33 protein-coding genes are annotated in these 26,154 nt (G+C 69.2%); 17 read left to right on the plus strand and 16 right to left on the minus strand.

Annotated elements, in window-relative coordinates; genetic code table 11:
- The first annotated feature begins 141 nt into the window (after positions 1-141).
- The 4 genes from NV348_RS18495 to NV348_RS18510 all read left to right on the plus strand — a co-directional run bounded on the left by NV348_RS18495 (position 142) and on the right by NV348_RS18510 (position 5,358).
- Positions 142-765 carry an FHA domain-containing protein gene (locus NV348_RS18495; protein WP_447148005.1) on the plus strand — a complete coding sequence of 208 codons (624 nt, stop codon included), beginning with the start codon at positions 142-144 and terminating at the stop codon, positions 763-765.
- A gap of 125 nt (positions 766-890) precedes the next feature.
- On the plus strand, positions 891-1,493 hold the full coding sequence (locus tag NV348_RS18500; protein ID WP_447148006.1) for an anthrone oxygenase family protein: 603 nt from the start codon (positions 891-893) through the stop codon (positions 1,491-1,493).
- An 81-nt stretch (positions 1,494-1,574) separates the two neighbouring features.
- On the plus strand, positions 1,575-2,513 hold the full coding sequence (locus NV348_RS18505; protein WP_447148007.1) for an esterase/lipase family protein: 939 nt from the start codon (positions 1,575-1,577) through the stop codon (positions 2,511-2,513).
- A 280-nt stretch (positions 2,514-2,793) separates the two neighbouring features.
- Complete coding sequence (locus tag NV348_RS18510) at positions 2,794-5,358, plus strand: ATP-dependent Clp protease ATP-binding subunit (RefSeq protein WP_447148008.1); 2,565 nt, start codon at positions 2,794-2,796, stop codon at positions 5,356-5,358.
- 60 nt (positions 5,359-5,418) lie between these two features.
- Here the strand turns inward: NV348_RS18510 and NV348_RS18515 are convergent, their stop codons facing one another.
- The 4 genes from NV348_RS18515 to NV348_RS18530 all read right to left on the minus strand — a co-directional run bounded on the left by NV348_RS18515 (position 5,419) and on the right by NV348_RS18530 (position 7,862).
- On the minus strand, positions 5,419-5,883 hold the full coding sequence (locus NV348_RS18515) for a YfbM family protein (protein ID WP_447148009.1): 465 nt from the start codon (positions 5,881-5,883) through the stop codon (positions 5,419-5,421).
- Between the two features lie 283 nt (positions 5,884-6,166).
- The gene (locus NV348_RS18520) at positions 6,167-6,961 is read right to left on the minus strand and encodes an LLM class flavin-dependent oxidoreductase (protein WP_447148010.1); all 795 of its coding nucleotides are present in this window, start codon (positions 6,959-6,961) and stop codon (positions 6,167-6,169) included.
- Positions 6,962-6,970: 9 nt separating this feature from the next.
- A complete protein-coding gene (locus NV348_RS18525) occupies positions 6,971-7,240 on the minus strand; it encodes an SHOCT domain-containing protein (RefSeq protein WP_447148011.1) in 270 nt (89 codons plus the stop codon).
- Between the two features lie 151 nt (positions 7,241-7,391).
- Positions 7,392-7,862 carry a DUF1877 family protein gene (locus tag NV348_RS18530; RefSeq protein ID WP_447148012.1) on the minus strand — a complete coding sequence of 157 codons (471 nt, stop codon included), beginning with the start codon at positions 7,860-7,862 and terminating at the stop codon, positions 7,392-7,394.
- 183 nt (positions 7,863-8,045) lie between these two features.
- Between NV348_RS18530 and NV348_RS18535 the strand changes: the two genes are divergently transcribed.
- Positions 8,046-8,693 (plus strand): vWA domain-containing protein, encoded by a 648-nt coding sequence (locus NV348_RS18535; RefSeq protein ID WP_447148013.1) that lies wholly within the window; start codon positions 8,046-8,048, stop codon positions 8,691-8,693.
- Positions 8,694-8,706: 13 nt separating this feature from the next.
- On the opposite strand, the gene NV348_RS18540 is transcribed toward NV348_RS18535, so the two are convergent.
- From NV348_RS18540 to NV348_RS18550, 3 genes are all read right to left on the minus strand, one after another.
- The gene (locus NV348_RS18540) at positions 8,707-9,000 is read right to left on the minus strand and encodes a helix-turn-helix domain-containing protein (RefSeq protein ID WP_447148014.1); all 294 of its coding nucleotides are present in this window, start codon (positions 8,998-9,000) and stop codon (positions 8,707-8,709) included.
- A gap of 176 nt (positions 9,001-9,176) precedes the next feature.
- Entirely contained in the window at positions 9,177-9,860 is a 684-nt protein-coding gene (locus tag NV348_RS18545; protein WP_447148015.1) for a response regulator, read from the minus strand.
- Positions 9,857-11,149, minus strand: a complete 1,293-nt coding sequence (locus NV348_RS18550; RefSeq protein ID WP_447148016.1) for a sensor histidine kinase — start codon at positions 11,147-11,149, stop codon at positions 9,857-9,859. Before NV348_RS18550 ends, NV348_RS18545 begins: the two co-directional genes overlap by 4 nt.
- A gap of 213 nt (positions 11,150-11,362) precedes the next feature.
- Between NV348_RS18550 and NV348_RS18555 the strand changes: the two genes are divergently transcribed.
- Positions 11,363-12,256 (plus strand): ABC transporter ATP-binding protein, encoded by an 894-nt coding sequence (locus NV348_RS18555; RefSeq protein WP_447148017.1) that lies wholly within the window; start codon positions 11,363-11,365, stop codon positions 12,254-12,256.
- Positions 12,253-13,113: an ABC transporter permease gene (locus NV348_RS18560; RefSeq protein WP_447148018.1), complete on the plus strand. Its 861-nt coding sequence runs from the start codon at positions 12,253-12,255 to the stop codon at positions 13,111-13,113. Before NV348_RS18555 ends, NV348_RS18560 begins: the two co-directional genes overlap by 4 nt.
- A 3-nt stretch (positions 13,114-13,116) precedes the next feature.
- On the opposite strand, the gene NV348_RS18565 is transcribed toward NV348_RS18560, so the two are convergent.
- Together NV348_RS18565 and NV348_RS18570 are read right to left on the minus strand one after the other, a co-directional pair.
- On the minus strand, positions 13,117-13,599 hold the full coding sequence (locus NV348_RS18565; protein WP_447148019.1) for a DUF4240 domain-containing protein: 483 nt from the start codon (positions 13,597-13,599) through the stop codon (positions 13,117-13,119).
- 31 nt (positions 13,600-13,630) lie between these two features.
- On the minus strand, positions 13,631-14,239 hold the full coding sequence (locus tag NV348_RS18570) for a TetR/AcrR family transcriptional regulator (RefSeq protein WP_447148020.1): 609 nt from the start codon (positions 14,237-14,239) through the stop codon (positions 13,631-13,633).
- A 111-nt stretch (positions 14,240-14,350) separates the two neighbouring features.
- Here NV348_RS18570 and NV348_RS18575 point away from each other — a divergent pair, with 111 nt between their 5' ends.
- From NV348_RS18575 to NV348_RS18590, 4 genes are all read left to right on the plus strand, one after another.
- Positions 14,351-15,004, plus strand: coding sequence for an FMN-dependent NADH-azoreductase (locus NV348_RS18575; protein ID WP_447148021.1), 654 nt, complete (start codon positions 14,351-14,353; stop codon positions 15,002-15,004).
- Positions 15,001-15,321 carry a DMT family transporter gene (locus NV348_RS18580; RefSeq protein ID WP_379311091.1) on the plus strand — a complete coding sequence of 107 codons (321 nt, stop codon included), beginning with the start codon at positions 15,001-15,003 and terminating at the stop codon, positions 15,319-15,321. The genes NV348_RS18575 and NV348_RS18580 overlap by 4 nt, the downstream gene beginning before the upstream one ends.
- A 55-nt stretch (positions 15,322-15,376) precedes the next feature.
- Positions 15,377-15,823: an SRPBCC family protein gene (locus tag NV348_RS18585; RefSeq protein WP_255588351.1), complete on the plus strand. Its 447-nt coding sequence runs from the start codon at positions 15,377-15,379 to the stop codon at positions 15,821-15,823.
- 82 nt (positions 15,824-15,905) lie between these two features.
- A complete protein-coding gene (locus NV348_RS18590) occupies positions 15,906-16,343 on the plus strand; it encodes an OsmC family peroxiredoxin (protein ID WP_447148022.1) in 438 nt (145 codons plus the stop codon).
- 58 nt (positions 16,344-16,401) lie between these two features.
- Here the strand turns inward: NV348_RS18590 and NV348_RS18595 are convergent, their stop codons facing one another.
- From NV348_RS18595 to NV348_RS18610, 4 genes are all read right to left on the minus strand, one after another.
- Positions 16,402-16,860 (minus strand): hypothetical protein, encoded by a 459-nt coding sequence (locus NV348_RS18595; RefSeq protein ID WP_447148023.1) that lies wholly within the window; start codon positions 16,858-16,860, stop codon positions 16,402-16,404.
- Positions 16,861-16,896: 36 nt separating this feature from the next.
- Positions 16,897-17,685, minus strand: coding sequence for a CbtA family protein (locus tag NV348_RS18600; protein WP_447148024.1), 789 nt, complete (start codon positions 17,683-17,685; stop codon positions 16,897-16,899).
- Positions 17,676-17,876 (minus strand): CbtB domain-containing protein, encoded by a 201-nt coding sequence (locus tag NV348_RS18605; RefSeq protein ID WP_019044677.1) that lies wholly within the window; start codon positions 17,874-17,876, stop codon positions 17,676-17,678. Before NV348_RS18605 ends, NV348_RS18600 begins: the two co-directional genes overlap by 10 nt.
- Positions 17,877-18,101: 225 nt before the next feature.
- Positions 18,102-18,425 (minus strand): antibiotic biosynthesis monooxygenase family protein, encoded by a 324-nt coding sequence (locus tag NV348_RS18610; protein ID WP_189029711.1) that lies wholly within the window; start codon positions 18,423-18,425, stop codon positions 18,102-18,104.
- A gap of 55 nt (positions 18,426-18,480) precedes the next feature.
- Between NV348_RS18610 and NV348_RS18615 the strand changes: the two genes are divergently transcribed.
- Positions 18,481-19,224: an alpha/beta fold hydrolase gene (locus NV348_RS18615; protein WP_447148025.1), complete on the plus strand. Its 744-nt coding sequence runs from the start codon at positions 18,481-18,483 to the stop codon at positions 19,222-19,224.
- A 109-nt stretch (positions 19,225-19,333) separates the two neighbouring features.
- Here NV348_RS18615 and NV348_RS18620 read toward each other — a convergent pair whose 3' ends face one another.
- Positions 19,334-20,212: an HhH-GPD family protein gene (locus NV348_RS18620; RefSeq protein ID WP_447148026.1), complete on the minus strand. Its 879-nt coding sequence runs from the start codon at positions 20,210-20,212 to the stop codon at positions 19,334-19,336.
- A 90-nt stretch (positions 20,213-20,302) separates the two neighbouring features.
- Between NV348_RS18620 and NV348_RS18625 the strand changes: the two genes are divergently transcribed.
- Both NV348_RS18625 and NV348_RS18630 read left to right on the plus strand, forming a co-directional pair.
- Entirely contained in the window at positions 20,303-20,926 is a 624-nt protein-coding gene (locus tag NV348_RS18625) for a carbonic anhydrase (RefSeq protein WP_447148027.1), read from the plus strand.
- Between the two features lie 82 nt (positions 20,927-21,008).
- A complete protein-coding gene (locus NV348_RS18630) occupies positions 21,009-21,689 on the plus strand; it encodes a hypothetical protein (RefSeq protein ID WP_447148028.1) in 681 nt (226 codons plus the stop codon).
- Positions 21,690-21,844: 155 nt separating this feature from the next.
- Here NV348_RS18630 and radA read toward each other — a convergent pair whose 3' ends face one another.
- Together radA and NV348_RS18640 are read right to left on the minus strand one after the other, a co-directional pair.
- On the minus strand, positions 21,845-23,245 hold the full coding sequence (gene radA / locus NV348_RS18635) for a DNA repair protein RadA (protein ID WP_447148029.1): 1,401 nt from the start codon (positions 23,243-23,245) through the stop codon (positions 21,845-21,847).
- A 79-nt stretch (positions 23,246-23,324) separates the two neighbouring features.
- Positions 23,325-24,032: a copper chaperone PCu(A)C domain-containing protein gene (locus NV348_RS18640; RefSeq protein WP_447148030.1), complete on the minus strand. Its 708-nt coding sequence runs from the start codon at positions 24,030-24,032 to the stop codon at positions 23,325-23,327.
- Positions 24,033-24,384: 352 nt separating this feature from the next.
- Here NV348_RS18640 and carD point away from each other — a divergent pair, with 352 nt between their 5' ends.
- The 3 genes from carD to ispF are packed head-to-tail and all read left to right on the plus strand — an operon-like array spanning position 24,385 to position 26,145.
- Positions 24,385-24,873, plus strand: a complete 489-nt coding sequence (gene carD, locus NV348_RS18645; RefSeq protein WP_019044685.1) for an RNA polymerase-binding transcription factor CarD — start codon at positions 24,385-24,387, stop codon at positions 24,871-24,873.
- Position 24,874: 1 nt separating this feature from the next.
- Complete coding sequence (gene ispD / locus NV348_RS18650; RefSeq protein WP_447148031.1) at positions 24,875-25,681, plus strand: 2-C-methyl-D-erythritol 4-phosphate cytidylyltransferase; 807 nt, start codon at positions 24,875-24,877, stop codon at positions 25,679-25,681.
- A complete protein-coding gene (gene ispF / locus NV348_RS18655; protein WP_447148032.1) occupies positions 25,678-26,145 on the plus strand; it encodes a 2-C-methyl-D-erythritol 2,4-cyclodiphosphate synthase in 468 nt (155 codons plus the stop codon). Before ispD ends, ispF begins: the two co-directional genes overlap by 4 nt.
- Positions 26,146-26,154: the final 9 nt, after the last annotated feature.

The following is a 26,154-nucleotide window of genomic DNA, read 5'->3' on the forward strand; positions in this document are numbered from 1 at the left end:
CCGATCCGGCAAGTACATGGGTAACTCACCGGGTACGGGCGAGCTGGCCACGCTCTCACCGCCGCCCGCCGACGTTTCGGTCCACGCGCATGAGTCCGGCCTGAATCGCGGAGAGGCGGGACAGAGAGGCGGGACAGCGCAGTGACCGGAATAGCTAGTTCGTTCTTACGGTATACCGATGACACCGGGCGACAGCACGAGTTGGCGCTCGAGCCCGAGCAGCAGCGGTTCACCATCGGCCGCAATGTGCAGGCCGACCTCGTTCTCGCCTGGGACGCCGAGGTCTCACGCCTGCACGCCGCCGTCGAATACCTGGGTGCGCACTGGACGATCGTCGACGACGGACTGTCCCGCAACGGCACCTTCGTCAACGGTGAGCGGCTGATCGGCCGGCGCAGGCTCAGTCCGGGCGACCGGATCCGGGTCGGCACCACGCTGGTGCATTTCTTCGATTTCGGCGGGGTCGTCGACGATGCCACGCACACCGCGTCCGGTTCCATTCCCACCATGCGCTCGCTCACCGAGACCCAGCGTGCGGTGCTGATCGCGCTGTGCCGCCCGTACAAACACGGCACCGGCTTCGCCACGCCCGCCTCGAATCAGCAGATCGCCGAGGAATTGTTCCTCTCCATCGACGCGATCAAGACCCATCTGCGCGCGTTGTTCGCGAAATTCGGGGTGGAGAACCTGCCGCAGAATCAGAAACGCACCCGGCTGGCGGCACTGGCGATGCAGAGCGGGATGATCTCCGACCACGATCTGTGAGGTCGCGACGCTCGCGCAGGTGCGTGAGCGTCTGAACCATGTCGGCGAGTCGCGTGACACGGTTGACTTACTCGTAACACCGGAGCACAGGGATCGAGCTCCGGACACGAGTCAGGAGACATCACATGTTCGCACTTCGGATGGCCGCCATGGTTCTGGCGCTGCTCAGCACCGGTCTGATCGCCGGTGTGTTCTACGCCTACGCGATCTCGGTGATGCCCGCCCTGGCGCGGACCGGCGATCGCACGCTGATCGACGTGATGCAGAAGATCAACGTCGTGATCATCAATCCGTGGTTCATGCTCGGTTTCCTCGGCACGGTCGGGTTCACGGCGCTGGCGGCGGCCCTCACGCTCGGCAAGGAGCACCGCACCACGCTGATCTGGCTGGGGGTCGCGCTGGCGCTCAATGTGATCGCCTTCGCTGTCACCTCGGGGCTCAACGTGCCGCTCAACGACGCGCTGGCGGCGGCGGGTGACCCGTCGGCGATCGCGGACACCGCGGCCGTGCGCGCCGATTTCGAGGCGACCTGGGTGCGCTGGAACATCGTCCGCGCGGTGCTGCACACGGCGGCGTTCCTGGTGCTGTGCGGCGCGCTGTTCGCGGCGGGTGCGCAGCAGGGCAAGTCGAGCTCGTCGGCCGCCGGTCCGGTGGCCGGACAGCCGGTTCCGCAGGCGATGGGCGCGCCGCTGGCCGGCGGGTACGCACCCGCGCCGTTCCAGCGTTGATGGCGATCTGCCAATAGGGCCCACACATCACTAGAACGTGTTCCATGATGATCGGAACACGTTCTAGTGAGGAGTCGTTTCATGCGACGTAGTTCGAGATCGTTGCTGGTACTGGCCGCGGCCGCGCTGCTGGCCTGGGGGAGCGCGGGCACCGCCGCCGCGGAGTATCCGGTCGACTACAACTTCTTCGCCGGGATCGCGCCGGAGCTCACCAACCCTGGTGGTTCGCTGCCCGGCGCGAACGACCCGGGGTGTGTCCCCTCGGCCGAGCATCCGGATCCGGTGGTGCTGCTGCACGGCACCGGCGGTGCCGCCCAGACGAATTGGGGCGTGTACGTCCCGCTGCTGGCCAACGAGGGCTACTGCGTGTTCGCCCTCACCTACGGCGCCTACGGCCTGCCCTGGCCCGTCTCGGCGATCGGCGGCATGCGCCCGATCGAGCAGAGCGCGGCGGAGGTGTCGGCCTTCGTCGACCGGGTGCTCGCGAGCACCGGCGCCGCGCGGGTCGACTTCGTCGCCCACTCGCAGGGCAACATCGTCGGCAACTACTACATCAAGCGGCTCGGCGGCGCGGCCAAGGTCGGCAAGCTGGTCGGGATCGCCCCGCCCTGGCTCGGCACCAACGCGCTCGGCGCCGGTGACATCGCGGCCTACAGTCGCGCGCTCGGCGCCGGCCCCGCCTTCGACGCGGTCGCCACCTCGCTGTGTCAGGCCTGCGGGCAGATGCTCACCGGCGGCGAGTTCATGACCGCCCTCAACGCCGACGGGGTGTACAGCCCGCAGGTCACCTACACCAATATCGTCTCCTCGATCGACGAGCTGGTCGTGCCCTACACCTCGGGTACGGTGCCCGGCCCCAACGCCACGTCGATCGTCGTCCAGGACGGCTGCGCCCAGGACTACTCCGAGCATCTGGCCATCGCGGGCAGCCCGCGCGCGGCCGGTCACGTCCTCAACGCCCTGGATCCGGCCCGTCAGGCCCCGGTTCCGTGCGAGTTCGTGCCGCCCTTCACCGGCTGACGCCGTCACCGCTTCGACATATTTCGCTGTGGGCAAAACTCTGCGGGAAACGAATGCCGCGACGTGCGCGTTATGAGTGAATGACCATGTTGCCGCCGGTCATCAATAGGGTGGACCGGCGGCGGCGGAATCCCCTGCCAACTAGAGTGGAGGCGGGGGCCGCAACCCCCGGGCTTCATGGCAGGCTGACGGCGACAGTTGTCGGTCCGACGCCCTAGGTTGTACCGAGCACACTGCGGCGTCTGTTGCCAGAATGTCGGAGCAGGAGAGTGAGGGAGCGATGTTCGAGAGGTTCACCGACCGCGCGAGGCGTGTCGTTGTCCTGGCCCAAGAAGAGGCCCGGATGCTCAACCACAACTACATCGGCACCGAGCACATCCTGCTTGGGTTGATCCACGAGGGCGAGGGCGTGGCGGCGAAGTCGCTGGAGTCCCTTGGCATCTCGCTGGAGGGTGTGCGCAGCCAGGTCGAGGAGATCATCGGTCAGGGCCAGCAGGCGCCGTCCGGTCACATCCCCTTCACCCCGCGCGCCAAGAAGGTGCTGGAGCTGAGCCTGCGCGAGGCGCTGCAGCTCGGCCACAACTACATCGGCACCGAGCACATCCTGCTCGGTCTCATCCGCGAGGGCGAGGGCGTCGCCGCCCAGGTTCTGGTCAAGCTCGGTGCCGACCTGAACCGCGTCCGTCAGCAGGTCATCCAGCTGCTGTCCGGGTACCAGGGCAAGGAGCCCGTCGAGGGTTCCGGCTCGCGTGGTGAGGCGGGCACTCCGTCCACTTCGCTGGTGCTCGACCAGTTCGGCCGCAACCTCACTCAGGCCGCGCTCGAGGGCAAGCTCGATCCCGTCATCGGCCGCTCGAAGGAAATCGAGCGCGTCATGCAGGTGCTGAGCCGCCGCACCAAGAACAACCCGGTCCTGATCGGTGAGCCCGGCGTCGGTAAGACCGCGGTCGTCGAGGGCCTGGCGCAGGCCATCGTCAACGGCGAGGTCCCCGAGACCCTCAAGGACAAGCAGCTCTACACCCTCGACCTGGGTTCCCTGGTCGCGGGCAGCCGCTACCGCGGTGACTTCGAAGAGCGCCTGAAGAAGGTGCTCAAGGAGATCAACACCCGCGGCGACATCATCCTGTTCATCGACGAGCTGCACACGCTCGTCGGCGCGGGTGCTGCCGAAGGCGCCATCGATGCGGCCTCGATCCTGAAGCCGAAGCTGGCCCGTGGCGAGCTGCAGACCATCGGCGCGACCACCCTCGACGAGTACCGCAAGTACATCGAGAAGGACGCCGCCCTGGAACGCCGCTTCCAGCCGGTGCAGGTCGGCGAGCCGACCGTCGAGCACACCATCAACATCCTCAAGGGTCTGCGCGACCGCTACGAGGCGCACCACCGGGTGTCCATCACCGACGGTGCCCTGGTCGCCGCCGCGACGCTGGCCGATCGCTACATCAACGACCGGTTCCTGCCGGACAAGGCGATCGACCTCATCGACGAGGCGGGCGCGCGCATGCGCATCCGCCGGATGACCGCGCCGCCGGACCTGCGCGAATTCGACGACAAGATCGCCGACGCCCGCCGCGAGAAGGAAAGCGCGATCGACGCGCAGGACTTCGAGAAGGCCGCGCGCCTGCGGGACAAGGAGAAGCAGCTCGTCGCCAAGCGCGCCGAGCGCGAGAAGCAGTGGCGTTCCGGTGATCTGGACGTCGTGGCCGAGGTCGACGACGAGCAGATCGCGGAGGTGCTGGCCAACTGGACCGGCATCCCCGTCTTCAAGCTCACCGAGGAGGAGACCACCCGTCTGCTCCGCATGGAGGACGAACTGCACAAGCGGATCATCGGCCAGGAGGATGCCGTCAAGGCCGTCTCCAAGGCGATCCGCCGCACTCGCGCCGGCCTGAAGGATCCGAAGCGCCCCTCGGGCTCGTTCATCTTCGCCGGTCCGTCCGGTGTCGGTAAGACCGAGCTGTCCAAGGCGCTGGCGAACTTCCTGTTCGGCGACGACGACGCGCTCATCCAGATCGACATGGGCGAGTTCCACGACCGCTTCACCGCGTCGCGCCTGTTCGGTGCCCCTCCCGGGTACGTGGGCTACGAAGAGGGCGGCCAGCTCACCGAGAAGGTGCGCCGCAAGCCGTTCTCCGTGGTTCTGTTCGACGAGATCGAAAAGGCGCACCAGGAGATCTACAACACCCTCCTGCAGGTGCTCGAGGACGGCCGTCTCACCGACGGTCAGGGTCGTACGGTCGACTTCAAGAACACCGTGCTGATCTTCACCTCGAACCTGGGCACCTCCGACATCTCCAAGGCCGTCGGCCTGGGCTTCACCCAGTCCAACGCCGAGGGATCGAACTACGAGCGGATGAAGCTCAAGGTCAACGACGAGCTGAAGAAGCACTTCCGCCCCGAGTTCCTCAACCGCATCGACGACGTGATCGTCTTCCACCAGCTCACCAGCGAGCAGATCGTGATGATGGTGGACCTGATGATCGGCCGCGTCGCCAAGCAGCTGAAGAACAAGGACATGGCGATCGAGCTGACCGACCAGGCCAAGAGCCTGCTCGCCAAGCGCGGTTTCGACCCGGTCCTGGGCGCGCGTCCGCTGCGTCGCACGATCCAGCGCGAGATCGAGGACCAGCTGTCGGAGAAGATCCTCTTCGGCGAGATCGGCGCTGGCCAGACCATCGTGGTCGACGTCGAGGGCTGGAACGGCGAGGGCCTGGGCGAGGACGCCAAGTTCACCTTCACCGGCAAGGCGAAGCTGACCAAGGCGCCCGCGGGCGACGACAAGCCCGAGGTCGTCCTGACCGGCGCCGCCGAGGGCCCCGCACCCGAGGCCGCCTCCGGCGAGTAACCAGCTGAACCGAGGAAGCCCGCCCCTGGAATTCCAGGGGCGGGCTTCCTCGTCTGCGGGTCAGCCGAAGTGCTGGAGCAAACCGGACCCGCGCTCGGCGGCGTACCGGAACACCTGCTCCAGGCCGAGGTAGTGGTGTCGCAGGTAGTGCAGTCCGTCCTGGCCGTCACGGACCCAGATGTGCGGGTACACCCCGGCCCCGTCCATCGCCACGGGGTCGAAGAACAGCGCCAGCTCGTCGAACGGGATGCGGTCGAGGACCCTCGCCGTGGCGGACACGTCGTCTGGGTGCCACGCGAAATAGTTGTCATCGGCCAGCGGTCGGCCCGTGGCGAGGAGATCGACCCCGATGTTCGCCTGAGCCAGCAGGTATTCCAAGCCGGCCCACGCCTTGTCCAGGTAACCGCTCGGTCCGCCGTCCTGGATCTGCAGCCCGTCGAGAAAATCGTCGGGCCAGTCCGCCGTCGCCGCCAGCCGCGCCAGCTCTCCGGCGCTCACCCTGGTGAACGACATGATCACCCCCATGCGGAACTCCTCTTCCTCCCACGGATGTCGGCCGAAGCTATCAGCGGCCACCGACACCGCGCGGCCGGAATCGAATTCGGCTGGGCGGCGCGATCTTTCATTCGAATGAGTTGCTAGGTTCGGCAGCGTGTTCGGGTGGGTGAAGGCGCGCGGCGCCGGAGTGATCATCGTCGGGGTGGCCGTGGCCGGATGTGGCGCCTGTCCAAGGCCACGGTCACGGTGACCGACGACCCGCAGAAACCGTGCTACATCGTAGGTTTCGTCGTCGAGGCGTATTGGAGCGTCATCTACTGAGCGCCAGCTCCAGGGTCGGTGCGAAGGCGTCGGCGAGTTCGCCGGGGACGATCAGTTCGTCGATTCCGTAGCGCGCGCTGCGGGATTCGAGGATGTCCATCGCCGCCTGGGGATCGCTGGGGAGTAGTCCGGCGGCGTTCGCGTCGCGGAGTTCGCTCGCGGTATAGCCGAGGCCCGCGCTCAACCAGGCCGGCAATTGTTCACCGACGCCGACCAACTGGAGCGTGAACCGGACATCGCGATCGGTGCGCTCGGTGACCGTGGTGACCAGGTGCGCCAGTTCGTCCTCGGTGGCGTCCGGGGCGGCGGCCAGCAGTACCCGATCGGCGTGGGCGGCGGCGGTGGCGAGCATGCGCGGGCCGTTCGCCGCGATCACGATCGGCGGGGCCGGGTCGACCTGGGCCCGTACCGCGGTCGCGGTGTCGATCAGCTGCTGCCGTCGTTCGCCCGCCGAACCCCAGGGCATACCGAGCTTTTCGGCTTCGACGTGTGCGTCGGGTCGGCCGGTGCCGAGGCCCAGTTCGAATCGTCCCGCTGAAAGTAGTTGCAGCGCGGCGACTTCCCGCACCGCCGAACCGGTGGTGCGCAAGGGTGCCGCGAGGACGTTGGGCCGCAGCCGCAGGTTCGTCGTCACCGCGGCCGCGGCGGCGAGCGCGGGGAGCGGTGACGGGGTGTAGAGGGTGTCCGGCAGCAGGACGGTGGCGTACCCCTGCTGCTCGGCGTCGACCACCGCGCGCGTCCACTGTGCCCCGGACCGGGGCGTCAGCACGATCCCGAATCGCATCGCGACCTCCTACTTCTGCTCGCGCCGGCGGGGTTCGCTCAGCACCGCGAGCCTGCTGCGGTACTCGGACTCGCTGATCTCGCCCCGGGCGAACCCGGCGCGCAGGGCTCCGATCGCGCCGCCGCGCCCCACGCACCGGCGCCGCGCGAAGAACAGCACCGCGATGACGGTGATCCAGAACAGCAGCGGGAAGATCCAGAAGAACGGCCAGGGATGCCAGCCCCCGTCGTAGTGGTCGGCCAAGAAGGTGAGCGTCGTCGCGCTGTCGAAGGTGTTCATGACTTCAGCGTGCTCGCGACGGCCGCCGCGGACATCGGCCGCGCGACCCGATCCCGGCTACGTCTGCGGGCGTAGTGCCGGGCGCTATTTCACGGCCGCACCGGCTCCGAGCTGACCCGTGCGCCACGGGAGCCGACTCGAACACCAGGCTTCACGCGAAGCTCTGGATGAACCCCGAGCCGCGGCGGTCGGCGAAGTCGAACACCCGCACCAGCTGGGCGTAGTGGAAGCCGAGCTCGCGCAAGCCGTCGTCACCGTCGCGCACCCAGACGTGCGGGTATACCAGGGTCGTGTCCATGCGTTCGGGGTCGTAATGGGCGGCCAGCTCGTCGAAAGGGAGGCCGCGCAGCAACTCGGCGGTGTACGACACGTCGTCCGGGCTCCAAGTGCTGTAGCCCTTCGCCTCGATGTCCAGCGGGCGACCGGTGAAGAACAGATCGACACCGGTCCTTGCCGCTTCGAACAGGTACCTCAGGCCCGCCCAGGATTTGTCGAGGTAGCCGGTTGGCTCGGTATCGGGAGTCCGCATCTGCTCGACGTATCGCGCCGCCCACTCCCTGTCCTCGGCGAGCCGTTCCAGATCGGCCGCGCTCACCCTGGTGAACGACATGACTACGCCCATGAATCCCCCTCTGTTCGTGATGATTTCGACGATCGGCTATCGGTGCTGTCCGACCGCCGTAGGCAGTGAATGATCGCCGCCTTGGAGTTCGCTTTTCATCGGCTTTCGGTGGCATTCCGAGGTCGGTGCGGCGGCGTACGGTGGGAATTGTTCGTCGCAGATAATCAACACGGGGGTGTTCACATGACCGATGCCAACCGCACACTGATCGCCGTTCTGCTCGACCGTTCCGGGTCGATGCAGTCGATCAAAGCCGATACCGAGGGTGGGCTGGCCGCCTATTTCGACCAGCAGCGCTCGGTGCCGAAATCCATCGAGGTGACGCTGGCCCAGTTCGACACCGCCTACGAGGTGGTCTACGCGAACCTGCCGCTGGATCAGGTGCCGCCGCCGAACCTGTCGCCGCGCGGGGGAACCGCGCTCTACGACGCGGTCGGCAAGCTGGTCACCGATGTCGGCGCCGAGCTCGCGGCCCGCCCCGAGCACGAGCGCCCCGGCACCGTGATCGTCGTCGTCCTCACCGACGGCCACGAGAACTCCAGCCGGGAATGGACCCACCCCGCGGTGAAGTCCCTGATCACCCAGCAGCAGGACGTCTACAACTGGACCTTCGTCTTCCTCGGCGCGAACATGGACGCCGTAGAAGTAGGCGCCCACCTGGGCTTCGACCGCGATTCCGCGATCACCTACGCCCCGGTCGCCGGCGGCGTCCGCGGCGCCTTCGACGCCCTCGCCGCCTACTCCGCCCGAGCCCAAGCCGCCCCCGCGGGCACCGCCCGCCGAGCCCGTTTCTCCGCCTCCGAACGCCGCCAGGCCGACCCGGGCAAGTAAGCGGCCGGACGGCTCACGCCGCGTCGACCTTCTCGAACCGAGCGACGAATCGCACCTCGAGCGCATGGGCCAATCGCTCGAGCATGCCGATTGTCGGTGTGCCACCGCCGGATTCGAGCCTCGAAACCTCGGGCTGCCGCAACCCGGCACGCTCCGCCAGCTGCGTCTGCGTCAGCCCGAGCTCGAGCCGCAGTTCGCGGATAGCCTGTGCCAGCTCGATCGCCAGAATGGCTTCCGCGCGGCCGGCTTCGTACTCTGCGGCATCGAAATCCGGCCTGCTCATCCGTTCACGCCGAAGGTCGTCCATCGATGAATGCTCAGCCATGATCGGTACCTCTCTGTCGAAATCCGTGTGGGCTCGATCGTGCTCTGACTCGCACAGTTTGCGTGGTGGAAGCGCAGCTCGCGCACTCCGTCGCCGAGATTGCGTGACCATGGTTCGCCCAGGGTGGTCGCTCGCTCTGCGAGCCTGCCACCTTTGGGTTATTGCCAGCCCGGGCGGACCAGCCCGGATTCGTAGGCGAGGACGACGAGTTGGGTGCGGTCTCGGGCGCCGAGTTTGGTGAGGATGCGGCTGACGTGGGTGCGGGCGGTGGCGGGGCTGAGGTAGAGGCGGGCGCCGATCTCGGCGTTGGTGAGGCCTTCGGCGACCAGGGTCATCACCTCGCGTTCGCGGTCGGTGAGGTCGGCGAGGGCGGCGGGTGGGGGTTGTTTGGCGTGGGTGGAGAACTCGGCCAGCAGGCGGCGGGTGACGCCGGGGGAGAGCAGGGCGTCGCCCGCGGCGACCACCCGGACCGCGCGCAGCAGGTCGGCGGGTTCGGTGTGTTTGACCAGGAACCCGGCCGCGCCGGCCCGAATCGCCTCGAAGACGTATTCGTCGAGCTCGAAGGTGGTGAGCACGACGACGCGGACCTCGGCGAGTTTCGGGTCGTCGGCGATCATCCTGGTGGCGGCCAGCCCGTCGAGGATGGGCATGCGGATGTCCATCAGCACCACATCGGGGACGAGCGCGCGGGTCATCCGGACGGCCTGCTCGCCGTTCTCGGCCTCGCCGATCACCTCGATGTCGTCCTGGGCATCGAGCAGCGCGACGAACCCGCCGCGCACCAGCGCCTGATCGTCGGCGACGAGCACCCGCGTCTTCGCCTCGCCGGGCTGTTCACTCATGCCGTCGCCTCCTTGCCGCCGGACGCGGCACCCGCCGACGCCGGCCGGGCGGGCAAGCGGGCCGCCACCCGGAACCCACCGGAGGGCCGCGGGCCCGCGGTCAGCGCACCGCCGAGCGCGTGCGCCCGTTCGCGCATCCCGATGATCCCGTTGCCGCCCGCCCCGGTACGGACCGCGGCGCCGGTGGGCCGGGTGTTGTCGACGGTGATGTCGACCGATTCGGGCGTGTAGCGCAGGGTGATCAGCGCCGTGGCGCCCGGCGCGTGCCGCACCACATTGGTCAGCGATTCCTGGATGATCCTGGCCGCCGCCACGTCGATCACACTGGGCAGCTTCTTGGGCGTGCCGATGATCTTGGTGTCGACGGCGAGCCCGGTCGCTCGGGTGCGTTCCAGCAGAGTGTCGAGGTCGTCGAGCGACGGCACCGGCGCGCGGGGCGCGGGCCGAGGCGGCGGTGCGGGCGCGCCGGGCGGCGGTGAATCGGCCACGGCGGCACCGGAATCGAGGGGTTCGGTCACCACCGGCGCGACCGGGGCACCGCTGCGGATGGCGTGCAGCAGGGTGTGCACCTCGGCCAGCGACTCCTTGGACGTCGTCTTGATGGTGGCCAGCGCGGCCGCGGCCTGCTGTGGCTTGCGGTCGAAGAGCTCCAGCGCCACCGAGGACTGCACATTGATCAGCGAAAGACTGTGCGCGAGTACGTCGTGCAGCTCCCTGGCGATGGCCAGCCGTTCCTCGCTGGCGGCCCTGGCCTGCTGCGCCTCTTCGTCACGGCGCGCGGCCTCGGCGCGCTGCCTGCGGGCGACCACGACGGCCCGGCGCTGCCGTACCCCCTCGGCGATCGCCACCAGGATCCCCATCCAGGCCAGCAGCCCGAAGATCTGCCAGGCACCGGTCTCGCGCCCGAGCAGCGCGGGCACCGGCCACACCATGGTCAGATAGCCGACCACGACCAACGGATAGGTACGCCAGCGCGATCCGTTGACCGCCGCGCTCACGAACGCGATCACCAACGACAGGAAGATCGGCCCGTACCCGTAATCGCGCAGCACATACGCCACCGCCGCCAGCAGCGCGACCAGCAGCACCGGCTCCGGTAGCAATCGCCGGAAGCCGAGCGCGATCGGGCCCGCGAGCAGCAGCAGATACGCGAACGCGTCGAGCGAACGCACCCCGGTCTGATTCGCGTTCGCACCGGAACTCCCGGCCAGCTGGATCAGCGCGACGACCCCTGCCAGGCCCCAGTCCTGAACGACCGAGCCACGCTCCCACTTCGCAGACGCTCTCACCTCCCTCACCCTATTGCGTAGCCACGCCGTCCGCGTCGGCCTGCGCCCGTATTTCCGGTGCGAACCCCTGTAGGGCGCCGGATCGGCCGGTCGGCGGGCGCGGCGAGGCGAATTCCGGGCGTCGGCGACGGCTCGGGTAGTCCGCGCGACGTAGTGCGGGAGACGCTCCGGGACGGATGTCCGGCGACCCCCGTGACGCGGATTCTGATTCCCATGAACGATTCGATCGTGGTCACCGACGGGCTGACCAAACGCTATGGCGAGTACCTCGCGGTGGACGCGGTGAGCATGCGAGTCGCCGCGGGGGAGATCTACGGCTTCCTCGGCCCCAACGGCGCGGGCAAGACCACCACACTGCGCATGCTGGCGGGCCTGATCCGGCCCAGCGCGGGCACCGCCCTGGTGCGCGGCCTGGCCCCGGGCGACCCGGCGGTCCTGCGCCGCATCGGCGTCCTCATCGAGGGCCCCGGCTTCTATCCCTACCTCTCGGGCCGCGAGAACCTGCGCGTGCTCGCCCACTACCGCGGTCACGGCGCCGCCGACGTCGAGCGGGCGCTGGCCCGCGTCGGCCTGGCCGACCGTGCGGACGACCGCTTCCGCACCTACTCACTCGGCATGAAACAGCGCCTCGGCGTCGGCGCGGCCCTGCTCGGCGACCCCGATCTGCTGATCCTCGACGAGCCGACCAACGGCCTCGACCCGGCCGGGCTGGCCGAAATGCGCACGCTCATCGTCGATCTGGCCGCCGACGGGCACACCGTGCTGCTGTCGAGCCATCAGCTCGCCGAGGTGCAGGAGATCTGCCATCGGGTCGGCGTGATCTCCGGCGGCCGCCTGCTCGCCGAATCGACGGTGGCCGAATTGCGCGGCAGCGCAACGCTCGTCGTCCGCGCCGAGCCCGCGGACATCGCGCTCACGGCCATCCGCGCCGTCGCGCCCGCCCGGGCGAACGCCGACGGCATCAGGGTCGAGACGACGGCCGCCACCGCGCCCGAGGTGGCGCGCGCGGTGCTGGCGGCGGGCGCCGATCTGCTGGAACTGCGGGTCGACGAGAAATCCCTGGAAGCGGTGTTCTTCGAGATGACAGCTGTGGAGGTAGCGAAATGACCGGTGTGACAAGGGATCTGTGGGCGAGCATGCGCGCGGAGTCGGTGCGGCTGGGTCGCTGGCCCGCGTTCTGGATCGTCCTGGGTGTCTGGATCCTGCTGAACCTGACCTTCGCCTACCTGTTCAACTACCTCGCCTACACCTCGGGCGAGAGCGGCGCCATGTCCGACGGCCTGCCCCGCGACGTCCTGCTCGGCCAGCTCCTGCCCGCCGCCGTTCCCGAGGTCTTCACCCAGGGCATGGCGATGTTCGGCGGCGCGCTGATGCTCGTCCTCGGCGCGCTCGCGGTGGGCAGCGGCTACGGCTGGGGCACCTGGAAGACCGTGTTCACCCAGGGCCCGAGCCGTCCGGCGGCCGTCGGTGGTCTGCTGCTGAGCCTGCTGGTCGTGGTGGTCGCGCTGGTCTGTGTGGCGTTCGCCGTCGACCTCGGCGTGGCCTCGCTCATCGCGGTGAGCGAGGGCCGGCCGCTCGTGTTGCCGTCGCTGACGCGATCCGTGCTCGGCATCGGCTCCGGCGCGGCCATTCTGAGTATGTGGACGCTGGCAGGCGCGCTCATCGGCACCATCGCCCGTGGTCCGGCGCTCGCCGTCGGCCTCGGTCTGATCTGGGTGCTCGTCGTCGAGAACCTGCTGCGCGGGGTGGCGGGCATCCTCGGTCCGCTCGAGACGGTCACCGACCTGCTGCCGGGCACCGCCGCGGGTTCGCTGGCGGGCGCGATGCGCACGGTCGACGGCCCCGCCACCCCCGGTGTCCTCGACATCCTCGGCCGCGGCGAGTCACTGGCCGTGCTCGGCGCGGATGTCCTGGTCTTCGCGTGCGCCACGATCTGGCTGATGGCGCGCCGCGACCTGATCTGACCCTCAGGGCCACCCGAGCGGGTTCGACGCGGACTCGCGGGAGATGCCCGAACCCGTCTCGGGGAACCCGTCGTAGAGCTTGTCGTGCAGGTGGGCGAAGAAGTAGCACAGCTCCTCGCACTCGGCGTCGGGCACGGCGACCTCCGGGTCGGCGCGCACGGCGTCGTAGTGCTCGCGGCCCATGGCGACGATGAAGCCGCGGGCATACAGGAAACCGTCGTCGGAGCCGTCGGTGATCGCTTGGATATCGGCGCGGTCGATCTCGTAGAGCGCCCGCTCGGCGACCCGGTCCAGGGCGGTCAGCTCGGCGCTGGTGAAATCGGTGCTCAACGAGCGCAGGGCGTCGATGAACCGGTCGAGGAGGTCGTGGTCGTAATCGCCGCCGAGCAGGGCGTCGCGAGCATCGGCGGAACCGGTGCGCTCCCAGGCGGTTTCGATCAGGGCCCAGAATCGGGCGGTTTCGGTGTCGGTCGGAAGTGTCGTCACCCGCGTGACATTAGCGGCGGGGGCCGACAGATCAGGGCCGGTCGAGCAGCCGATGGGCGAGCGAGGTCAGTCCGTCGATGATCTGCTCTGCCGACAACCCGCGCTCGCGCTGCTGCAGGTAGACCTCGGCGGCCAGCGGCGCCAGGACGGTGTCGACCAGGGAATCCGGCTGGGCGACACCGGCTTCGGCCAGCAGCGCCCGCACGTGCGCCGACCAGAACCCGTACGCGCCGGTCGCGAAGCGGGCCCCGCCGGTCTCGGCGCCGAGGACCAGATGCGCGTGGGCGGTGAGCAATTCGATCATCGCGGCGTAGAACGCCGCGAGCCGGTCGGCCGGTGGTGCGCCGGGGCCCAGCGGCGGGTCGCCGCGCAGGAGGTGTTCCTGCAGTGTGCGCTCGTGCTCGTCGAGCAGGGCGACGGCGATGGCGGTGCGGTCGGGATAGCGGCGGTAGAGGGTGCCGCGGCCGACGCCCGCCGCCTTGGCGATGTCGTCCATGGTGACGGTGCGTGGGTCACGGGTGGCGAAGAGTTCCGCGGCGGCCGCCAGCACCTTGGCCCGGTTGCGGGCCGCGTCGGTGCGCTCGGCGGGCTGCGGTGCGTCCAGCGCCGTGCCGGTGAGCAGGTCGGATCGAGGCTCCATGGTCTCGACTGTAGCCCAGAAACGATTATGTGGACAGTGTGTCCATTTATATCCTATGGTCGAGGGGTATCGACAAACGGACATGATGTCCATTTCTGGAAAGGCTCGACCATGACACACCTGCTGCACCTCGACGCCAGCGCTCGCACCCGGTCGGTCAGCCGTCGGCTCGGCGCGGAATTCGTCGAGTCGTGGCGCGCCGCGGAGCCGGACGGCGTGTACACCTACCGCGATCTGGCCGCCGAGCCGGTGCCGTTCATCGGCGAGGGCTGGACCGAGCTCTGCGACGCCGTCCTCGCCGCGGGCAGCACCGACCTCGACCGGCTCCCGGAACTGGCCGTGACGCCCGCGGCCCTGGCCGCCGTGGCGATCGTCGAACCGCTGCTCGCGCAGGTACTCGCCGCCGACGTCATCCTCATCGGCACCCCGATGTACAACTACTCGATCCCCGCCGCGCTCAAGGCCTGGCTCGACCAGATCACCTTCCCGCGAATGTCGCTGGGGGAGCGCAGGTTCGTGGTGGTCAGCGCGCGCGGCGGCGCCTACTCGGCGGGTGCGCCGAAGGCCGCCTTCGACTATCAGGAGCGCTACCTGCGCGACTTCTTCGCCGGCCACTACGCCGTGACCGACACCGTGTTCGTCAACGCCGAACTCGCCAACGCCGTCCAGGATCCGAACCTGGCCCACCTGCGCGACGCGCACGAGGCCTCGCTTGCCGCGGCGCTGACCGACGTTCGCCTGCTCGCGAAGGATTACGTGAAATGAGCTGGGTAGTCCTCGGCCTCGCCGGCCTCGTCGAGATCATCTGGTCGCAGACCATCAAGCCCACCGAGAACTTCACCAAACCTGGTCCGACCCTGCTCTGCATCGCCCTCGGTTCGCTCGCGGTGTACCTGCTCTCGCGGGCCATGCACACCCTGCCCGTCGGCACCGCGTACGCGGTGTTCACCGGCATCGGCGCGCTCGGCGCGATCAGCCTCGGCGTCCTCGTCCACAAGGACCCGCTCAGCGCTGGCCGGATGCTGGCGCTGGCGCTGATTCTCGGCGGGATCGTGCTGGCCAGGGTCACCAATCCCGAGTGACGCTGTCGCGCACCCGATGCGGCGAACGGCCGGTCCGAGCCGGTAAGGTCGGCTGATGGACCAGCCAGTTCGCCCCCCGGACCTGTCTGCGCGACCGCACGAGCTCACGGTCGAGCGCGTGATGAAAGCCTCGCCCAGCCTGCTCTACGCGGCCTGGACCCAGGGCCTGGACCTGTGGCTGGCCGTTCCCGGATCGGTGCTCGGGCGACCCGGCGTCAACGAACCCCTGTACTTCGACACCGGCACGGCCGACAAGCGCAACCCGCACTACGGCCGAATCCTGCTGCTGGAACAGAACCGCCGGGTCGAGTTCACCTGGGTCACCGCGGCTACCGACGGCGTGGAGACCGTGGTCGCGGCCGAATTCCTCAAGCAGCCCCGCGGTATCCGGCTGCGCCTGCGGCACTCCGGGTTCCCCACCGCCGCCATCCGTGACCTGCACCAGCAGGTGTGGCCGGAGATGCTGGAACGCCTGGACGAGGTCACCGGCACCGTCGCCTGAGGCGTGAACCCGGGCCGAGACCGGCCGGGATCCGAGTAGGTTCGTCATCGGACGCAACACCCAACGAATCGAAAGGATCGGCATGCCGACTCGTAGCGCACGCACCCTCTGGGCAGGCGGACTGCAGGATGGTTCCGGGCAGGTCGAACTGGTCAGCTCCGGTGCGGGCAAGTTCGATGTGACCTTCCCGCGCCGAGTGGCCGACACCGCCGAGGGCACCAGCCCGGAAGAGCTGATCGGCGCCGCGCATTCGTCGTGCTACTCGATGGCACTGTCGGCCGAAATCGCCAACGCGGGCGGTACGCCGGAGAGCCTGGACGTCACCGCCGACGTGACGCTGGGTCCGGACCCGGCCGGTGGCTTCCGGATCAGCAAGATCAAGCTGACCGTGCGCGCCGTGGCCACGGGCCTGGACGCCGAGGGCTTCTCCGCCGCCGCGACCGCCGCGAAGAACGGCTGCCCGGTCAGCAAGGCCCTCGCGGGCGTGGCCGAGGTCGAGCTGGACGCCGAACTGATCTGATCACCCCGGTGGGCGGCATCTGGTTCCCGAGATGCCGCCCACCGGCGCGTCTGTCCGGCTAGCGCTGGGTGAACCAGCGGTGGGCCGCCGGTGTGTACATGGCCGGAATCGCGATCACCACGGCCAGGATGTGGACGGTGCGACAGCCGGCCAGCACGGCCGACGACGGCGACAGCCCGGCGAACAGCGCGCCGAAGTCGTCGGTGGACAGCAGCACCGCCAGCGGCTCGATGATCAGCGAGAGCAGGCCGACCACCCCGATACCGACGGTGAGCAGCGCACGCGCGACGCGGCTGCCGTGCACCATGTACATCGCCACCGCCGCGACGATCAGGTAGATGGCCAGCCGCGGCAGCAGCCCCGACGCGGTCGCGGCGAACTCACCACCGCCACGTACAGCACGCAGCAGTCCTTCGGCGGCACCGGCGGCGAGCGCGGTGACGAGACCGCCGAACGCGACACTCACCGCGCGCGGCCGGGAGTCGGGAACGGAAACGGAAAAGGCAGTGCCGGTCATGACACCGACACTGCCCGGACGCGATACCCGCGAGGATCACCCTGCGGTAGCGACCTGCCCTGCTACCGGAGTGCTACGCCGGGAAGCGAATTCGGTCAGCGCGGCGAACGCGAGACCCAACGCGACCCACAGCGTGGTGGTCTCGGCCAGCGAGGCAACCCGGAACTGCCACAGCAGTGTCGCCGGGAAGTCGTCGGCCACCTCGTTCACCCCCGGCAGCAGCACGTAGCCGACCGTGGTGACCAGCACGAACGCGAGCACACCCGCGATCAGCCGGAGCGTGTCCAGCTGTCCGGCCAGCGCCCGGTACGCCGCGACCGACGCCGCGACGGCGAGCAGGCCGAGCACGACGGCGGCGACCCACAGCCAGGTGCGATTGTCGATGGTCTCCGGATCGCCCACCGCCGGTGGGTTGGCCGGATACTTGAAGAACGGCACCGCGACGATCGCGGCCCACGCGAATCCCGCCGAGGCCAGCGACAACTGGACTCCGGACAGCGTGGTGAACCGGCGGGCGACATTGACGGCCGAGGCGAACAACGCGCCGAACGCCATCCCGGCCAGGCCGAGAGCGAGGAACTGACCCGCCTTCTGACCGGTCCGGCTGACCAGCGGTTCTTCCCCGTCGCCGTGTGAATGGCCCTGGGGCTCGGCCGCCTCGTGTGGATGATCGGCCGGAGCGGCCGCGGCTTCTTCGATGGCGATCGCGGCGTCCACCTGGGGCTCGCCGACGAAATAGCCCACTGTCGCGGCCAGCAGGCCGGCGATCAAGCCGGCCAGCAGGCCACGTAACAGCAGGGTCTTGAGTGATCCGGTCAGTGGCACGGAACGCCCAGCAGGTGACGTCCGTCGTGCATCAGCTCGTGCAGGAACATCCCGCTACGCGAGACGGCCCCCTGGTCGAAACCGACCAGGTACAGGGCGAGCAGTGCAAGCAGAACGACACCGACCGTGACGAGCACGGTTGCCAGGGTGTCCAGGCCCGTAGACCGGCTGGGTGAATGCGCGATAGCCATTCGGGTCCTCCTCAGGGATACGCGTCCCATGGTCGAAGTGTGGTGCGAAGGTGCCGGTGTCTGGCTCTCCGGCACCGGGGACCCGGTACGTGGATACAGTGGCGCGACCGCTCCGGACTCTCACCGGAATTACCGCGCACCCTCGCGTATGTTCCCTCGAACTGTGACAGTCACCAGGCGCCCACGTCAATACGCGCATCCGTATGTCCAGCGGAAACGCCGGCGTCAGGCCTTCGCGGGGACGTCGAGGACGACCTCGAACTCGAGCAGCGACGCACCGGTCGACACCGGCTTCGGGCGCTCGCCCTCGCCACCGTGTCCCGCGTGCGCGGCGCGAGCCGGACCGTCGCGCCACGCGGCGAAGGATTCCTCCGAATCCCATTGCGTCACCACGAAATACCGGTTGTCGCCGGCCACCGGGCGCAGCAGCTGGAAGCCGAGGAAACCGGGGGAGTTCTCCACCGCGTGCGCGCGGGCGGCGAACCGCTTCTCCAGCTCCGGGCCGGCACCTTCAGGGATCTCGATCGCATTGATCTTCACAACAGCCATGAGCCGACAATACGACCGCGCGGGAAACATCCCGGTGTGGGGCACAATCGGCAGGGTGTTGTACGACGAAGGCGGGACCGGCGTCCCGATCCTGCTGTTGCACGGGCTGATGGGCAGCGCGCGCACCTGGACCGATCAGCTGCCGTGGCTGCGCGAATACGGCCACCTCTACACCGTCGACGCCGCGGGGCACGGTCGCGTGCCGCCCGCCGAGCTCACCACCGAGGCGTTCGTCGCCGATCTCGCCGAGCTCACCGCCGCGATCACCGAGCCGATGGTGATCGTCGGGCATTCGATGGGCGCGATCCACGGCTGGGTCTTCGCCGCCACCCACCCCGAGCGCGTCCGCGCCCTCGTCGTCGAGGACATCGCCCCCGACTTCACCGGCCGCACCGCCGCGCACTGGGCCGAGCTGGTCCACTCCTGGCCGCAGCCGTTCGCCGACGATCGGGCGGTGCTCGACTACTTCGGGCCGGTCGCCGGCACGTATTTCCTGCGCGCGTTCACCGCGGGCCCCGACGGCTACCGGCTGCACGGCGAGGTCGACACCTTCCGCGCCATCTCCGAGGAGTGGGGGACCAGGGACTTCTGGACCGAGTGGAAGTCGCTGGCGGTCCCCGTGCTGCTCATCGAAGGCGAACACACCATCACCCCGCCGGGGCAGATGCGGACGATGGCCGAGGTGCACCCCGACGCGGAGTACGTCCTCGTCGCCGGGGCCGCGCACCTGGTGCACGACGAACAGCCCGAGGTGTACCGCGACCACGTCGGCCGATTCCTGCGCCGCGTGGTGGGCTGAATCGCCCGAGGTCAGCGCGGTCGGTGGGCCCGATGGCTCGGCCGAAGCGGGCCAGCCGTGGCTGTGCTCGGCGGGGCGAAGGGCGCGTGGCCGGTCCGCAGCCGGGTGGCTAGCTCGCCGCCGCGCCTTCTCCGGCCAGCGCGAACAGTCCGTCGTCGGTCTGCTCGATCAGGCCGTCGACCAGGAGCGAATCGAGTGCCCGGGCCCGCTGGCCGGGGTCGCGGGTCCACGCCAGATCGAGGCGAACCCGCTCGACCGGCCCCGACGCGTCGCGCAGGACGTCGAGCAGCCTGCCGCGCGCCTGACGATCGGTGCCCTCGTACTTCTGCGCCTTGCGGACCACCGCGGCGGCGGGCTTGCCCGCGTCGACCCACGCGCACGCGGGCAGCGGGCAATTCGCGCAGTCGGGATTGCGGGCGGTGCAGATCAGCGCGCCCAGCTCCATCAACGCCGCCGAGAACTTCGCGGCGCGCGGCACGGGGATCGGCAGTAGCGCCGCGGTTTCGGCGAGATCGCGCGAGGACGGGTTGCCCGGCTCGCGCCCGTGCACGGCCCGCGCGACCACCCGGCGGACATTGGTGTCGACGACCGGGACGCGCTGACCGTAGGCGAAGCAGGCCACTGCGCGGGCGGTGTAGTCACCGATGCCGGGCAGGCTCAGCAGCAGGTCGACCTCGGTCGGCACCACGTCACCGTGCTCGGTGGCCAGCACCCGCGCGCACTCGTGCAGCCGCAGCGCCCGGCGCGGATAGCCGAGCTTGCCCCAGGCCCGCAGCACCTCGGCCTGCGAGGACGCGGCCATCGCCGAGGGCACCGGCCACCGCGCCACCCATTCCCGCCAGATCGGCTCGACCCGCACGACGGGGGTCTGCTGCAGCATGATCTCGCTCATCAGGATGTGCCAGGCGGTCGCCTCCGGCCTGCGCCACGGCAGGTCACGTGCCGTTTCGGTGAACCAATCCACCAAGACTTCCGCGTCGATACTCACTGTTCCCGTTCCGCCTCAGCCAGGCCATCTTTGCCGACGCGTAACGCGGCGGACTCGCTGGTAACCCATGGCCTGTGCACAATGATCGGTATGCCTGGTTCCAATCCGATAAGCGCCTGGAAGTCGTTGCGCGAAGGCAACGAGCGCTTCGTCAACGACACCCTGCTGCATCCTAGCCAGGGCGCCGCCGACCGAGCCAAGCTCGTCAGCGGCCAGCATCCGCACGCCATTGTGTTCGGCTGCGGTGACTCCCGGGTAGCCGCAGAGCTGATCTTCGACCAGGGTCTGGGCGATATGTTCGTCGTGCGGACCGCGGGTCACGTGGTGGACAGCTCGGTGCTCGGCTCGATCGAGTACGGCGTCGAGGTGCTCGACGTGCCGCTGATCGTCGTCCTCGGACACGACAGCTGCGGCGCGGTGAAGGCCACCATCGACGCGCTCGACGGCGGCGAGGTACCCGGCGGCTTCATCCGCAGCGTGGTCGAACGCGTCACGCCGTCGATCCTGGTCGGCCGTCGCGAGGGCCTCAGCTCGATCGACGAGTTCGAGGCGCGCCACGTCGTGGAGACCAGCCGGCTGCTCATGCAGCGGTCGATGATCATCTCCCAGCGCGTCGCCACCGGCCAGTGCGCGATCGCGAGCGTCACCTACAAACTCGAGGACGGGCGCGTGCACCTGCGTCGCGCCGTCGGGAACATCGGCGAGGTGGTCTGAAACCGGGCGATCGTCCTGGTTCGACCCCCGACACGCCGAGGTCATCGAGCGCGGGTCCGCGCGGTGCGCTTACCGTTGAGGCGTGCTGGAACCGAATGGACCGCTGCCACCGGAGATCTACTGGCGTCGCCGCGCACTCGCCATCGGCGTCATCGTCGTCGCGCTCGCGATCGTGATCTGGCTCGTCACGATGGTGGCGCGTGGCGGTGACTCGTCCGGCGGCAGCGCCGCGGCCACGTCGACCACCGCCGCGGCGAGCAGTTCGACCGACAGCAGCGGTTCGGCCGAGTCGAGCAGCGCGACGTCGAGCAGCGCCGCCGCGACCTCGAGCGCCGCGGCGACCAGCTCGGCGACGGATCAGCCCGCGGCAGAGCCGTGCAGTGATCAGTCGCTGGCCTTGAAGGTGACCGTCGGCCAGCCTACGTACCGGGTGGGCGATCAGCCCGGGTTCGGCACCGTCATCACCAATATCTCCTCGGCGCCGTGTTCGCGCGACCTCGGTCCCGGTCCGCAATTCCTGGTGTACACGCTCGACGGGCAGCGGCGCTTGTGGGCGAGCAACGACTGCAACCCGGATGGACCGCCGGAAGTGAAGACGCTCAAAGCCGGTGAGCAGCTGTCCTACAAGGGCACCTGGTTCGGGACCACGTCCCAGCCGGAGTGCGCCGGTGAGCGCCTGCCGGTGCCCGCCGGGGCTTACATGGTGGTGGCGCAGCTCGGCGCAGTGCGCAGCGCAGCCGAGCCGTTCAACCTCGCGACCTAGCCGCGGACGACCGTGCGCGCCCGGCATTGTGCGGGTGCGCTGTAAGTCACATGTTCAAGTCGGGTGGATTTGCAGGCTTCGCATGATCGGCGGCCATGTCAATGGTTGTTGGCACGGGAATGGTCGATTTCGGCGTTATCCCGGGTTTGCCGGAGTTATTCCACCGGGACCGGATCCCGGGGTGCGCGTGATTTGCGGAGTTCGGCCAATCGCAGCGCCGAGCGAAGGTCACCGACCTCGTGGATACGCATCGAACCGATCTTGGTTTTCTCCGAACCGGGCGGCACCAGCGCGGTGGTGAAACCGAGTCGTTCGGCCTCGGCCAAGCGCCGGGACAGCCCGGTCACCTTACGGACTTCACCCGCCAGCCCGACCTCGCCCAGGATCACCCAGCCCGCGGGTAGCGCGATGTCCGCCTCGGCGGAGGCGATGGCCAGCGCGATGGCCAGATCGGCCGTCGGCTCGTTCAGGCGCATGCCGCCGACGGTGGCGGCGTAGACGTCGTGCTTGCCGAGGAACACCCGCCCACGGCTCTGCAGGACGGCCAGCACCATGGCGACGCGGTTGTAGTCCAGACCGCTCACCGCGCGCCGTGGCTGCGGGATCTCGGTCTTGACGGTCAACCCCTGCACCTCCGCGACCAGCGGCCGTTTGCCGTCCATCGCGACGGTCACCGCGGTGCCGGGGACGGTGTCGGTGCGGTGGTGCAGGAACAGGCCCGACGGGTCGTCGACGCAGGCGATGCCGTCCTCGTGCAATTCGAAACAGCCCACTTCGTCGGCGCTGCCGAAACGATTCTTGATGCCGCGGATCATGCGCAGCGCCGAATTCTTGTCGCCCTCGAATTGCAGCACCACGTCGACCAGATGCTCGAGCGTGCGCGGGCCCGCGACATTGCCGTCTTTGGTGACGTGACCGACCAGCAGCACCGCGATCCCGCTGGCTTTCGCCAGCGAGGTCAGCGCCGCGGTCACCGCGCGCACCTGGGTGACGCCGCCGATCACGCCGTCCACCTCGGGCGCCAGCATCGTCTGCACCGAGTCGACCACCAGCAGCGTCGGCCGCACCTGTTCCACGTGCCCCAGCACGATCGACAGGTCCGATTCGGCGGCCAGGTACACCCGGTCGTGCACCGCGCCGGTGCGATCGGCGCGCAGCCGCACCTGCCCGGCGGACTCCTCGGCCGTCACATACAGCGAGGTCTCGTCGCGCTGGGCGGCCCACCGGTGCGCGACCTCGAGCAACAGGGTCGACTTGCCCACGCCGGGCTCACCCGACAGCAGTACCACCGACCCGGGCACCACGCCGCCGCCGAGCACCCGGTCCAGCTCGCTGACCCCGGTCGAGCGGGCCCGGGTGACCTTGGCGTCGATCTGCGACAGCGGCGCGGCCGCCGTGCTCGGCAGCATCGCCCGCCTGCCCGGCGCCGCGGCCGCCGCGGACACGGCCACCTCGTTCACCGTCCCCCAGGCACCGCAATCCGGGCATTTACCCACCCATTTGGACACCTCGTGCGAGCACGCGGTGCACCGGAAGACTGCTTTGGTCTTGGCCACACGCGCACCCTACGGACCGGCTCCGACAAAAAGAAAAGCCGCCGCGGGCAACCGCGACGGCTTTCTGTTCGGCCTGGTCTCAGTGACCGGCGCCTTCGGGGGCCGGGCCGGACATCTCGTTCTCGACGCGGTCGACCTCGGCGGCGTCGACCGGGACGGCCACCTGCACGGTGCCCGCGCCCTTGAAGTTGAAGGTGACGTTGTAGGTCAGCCCGGGGTAGATCTGCTTGCTCAGGCCGGTGATCTCGATCGTGCCGGGCTTGGCCGCGGGATCGATCGAGGGGACGTCCTGACCGCCCGCGGAGGTGGTCGGCGCGGCCGAGGTGGTCGGCGCGGCGGACGTGGTCGGCGCGGCGCCGTGCTGATCGTCGGCCGACGCACCGCCGGTGACCTTGACCGGGCCCGCGACGACCGTCTGCTGCGGCTTCAGCACGAACTTGGAGTCGCCCGCCGGGCCGGTGAGCTTCACGGTGCCCAGGTCGGTGGTGACGCTGGTCAGCTCGTCGGTGACGGTCTCGCTGCCGTTGATGATCGACAGCGCGATCACGGCCTTGCCGCCCTTGTCGTGCTCAGCCGGGGCGGCCGGGTAGACGATGTGCACGTTGCGCAGGGAGATCGGGCCCACGTTCGCGTGGTTGCCGTTGATCGCGGCGGCCTGCGACGAGGTCTGGGTGTGCTGGCCGGCACTGCAGCCGCTCAGGGCGATACCCGCGGCAGCGGCGAGCGCGGCAACCGTCGCCATGCGACGTCGCGCCGACGGGGCGGTCACAGCTTTCAGGGCAGTCACGGTTTGTCCTCCATGTCGACCGGGCTCACTCCGTCCACACAGCGGATCGGAGGGTAGTAACTAGGCAGCGTAGTAGTTCGCTTCGCGCGCGTGGCGTCCGGGCTCGCGACGCGCGGGCGCGGAAGTAACAGTTCGGTGTCTCGAGCCGGGTTGCCGGATCGGTGCCGGGCACGCGGGGAGAGGATACGGCTCGCTGTGCTGGTGGTTAACCTGTTCTGGCGCAACACAATGCACATCAATTCCGTGTTGTCAACCCCTACGATGGCCTCGTTGTGGCCCTGACCTGCACAGTTGATCGCGCCGTTATCGAGTCGCATGTTAAACTGTGAACATCGAAAGGGGCACGGGACACATGATTTTTAAGGTCGGAGACACCGTCGTTTACCCCCACCACGGAGCGGCGCTGATCGAAGCAATCGAGACCCGCACCATCAAGGGTGTGCAGAAAGAGTATCTGGTCCTGAAGGTCGCGCAAGGCGACCTGACCGTTCGGGTTCCCGCGGAGAACGCCGAATATGTCGGCGTCCGTGACGTCGTCGGCCAGGAGGGTCTCGACCGCGTCTTCCAGGTGCTGCGCGCGCCACACACGGAGGAGCCGACCAACTGGTCCCGCCGTTACAAGGCCAACCTCGAGAAGCTCGCCTCCGGCGATGTGAACAAGGTGGCCGAGGTCGTGCGTGATCTGTGGCGTCGTGAGCAGGATCGCGGCCTGTCCGCCGGTGAGAAGCGGATGCTGGCCAAGGCTCGCCAGATCCTCGTCGGTGAGCTCGCGCTCGCCGAGGGCACCGACGACGGCAAGGCCGAATCGCTGCTCGACGAGGTCCTCGCCGCGGCTTCCTAGAGTGCGACCTGTCGTAGCACTGGTCCCTGCCGCCGGTCGTGGCGTGCGCCTGGGTGAATCCACCCCGAAGGCGTTCGTCCCGGTCGGCGGCACACCTATGGTCCGGCTGGCCGTCGATGGGCTGATCGCGTCCGGTGCGGTGCACCGGGTCGTCGTGGTCGTGCCCGCCGAACTGGTCGATGCCGCGTCCGCTCTGCTGTCAACGACCTCGCTGACCGGCGGTTCGATGCCCCCTGTGCCGGTGCAGGTCGTCGTTGGCGGCGCCGAGCGCACCGATTCGGTGCGCGCCGGAATCGCGGCCGCGCCCGACGCCGCGTTCTACCTCGTGCACGATGCCGCTCGCGCGCTCACTCCACCGGAGTTGATCGCGCGGGTGGCGGCCGAGCTGCACGCGGGCAGTCCCGCCGTCGTCCCCGCTCTGCCGGTCGTCGACACCGTGAAAGCGGTCGACGACGCGGGCGTGGTCACCGGCACCCCCGATCGCGCCCACCTGCGCGCTATCCAGACTCCCCAGGGTTTCGCCGCCGACCTGCTGCGTGACGCCTATGCCACCGAGGTCGGCGCGACCGACGACGCCGGCCTGGTCGAACGCCTCGGCGTCGCCGTGCGCACCGTCGCGGGCGACCCGCTCGCCTTCAAGATCACCACCCCGCTCGACCTGCGCCTGGCCGAATCGCTGTGCGCCGATCGAGCACGCGTCCCGGGCGACCGCGCCTCCACTCTTGTACACGGAGCCGACGCCGAGTGCCCGGCCGACGCGGCCGTTTCCGCCGTCTCGGAGCACCCCGACCAGGCGGTCGCCCGATGAGAGTCGGTATCGGCAGCGACGTGCACCCCATCGAGCCCGGCCGCCCCTGCTGGATGGCGGGGCTGCTGTTCGCCGATGCCGACGGGTGCGCCGGGCATTCCGACGGTGACGTCGCCGCGCACGCGCTCTGCGACGCGCTGCTCTCCGCCGCCGGCCTCGGCGATGTCGGCGCGGTCTTCGGTGTCGGCCGTCCCGAATGGGCCGGGGTCACCGGCGCCGCCATGCTCACCGAGGTCCGCAGGCTGCTGGCCGAAGAGGGCTTCGCCGTCGTCAACGCCGCGGTGCAGGTCATCGGCAATCGCCCGAAGATCGGTCCCCGTCGCGCCGAGGCACAGAAAGTGCTGAGCGAGCTGCTCGACGCCCCGGTCTCGGTCTCCGGCACCACCACGGACGGTCTCGGGCTGACCGGCCGCGGCGAGGGCATCGCGGCCATCGCCACCTGTCTGATCACGGCGTGTTCGTAGCCCAACACT

It is taken from the genome of Nocardia fodinahabitans (assembly GCF_052983615.1).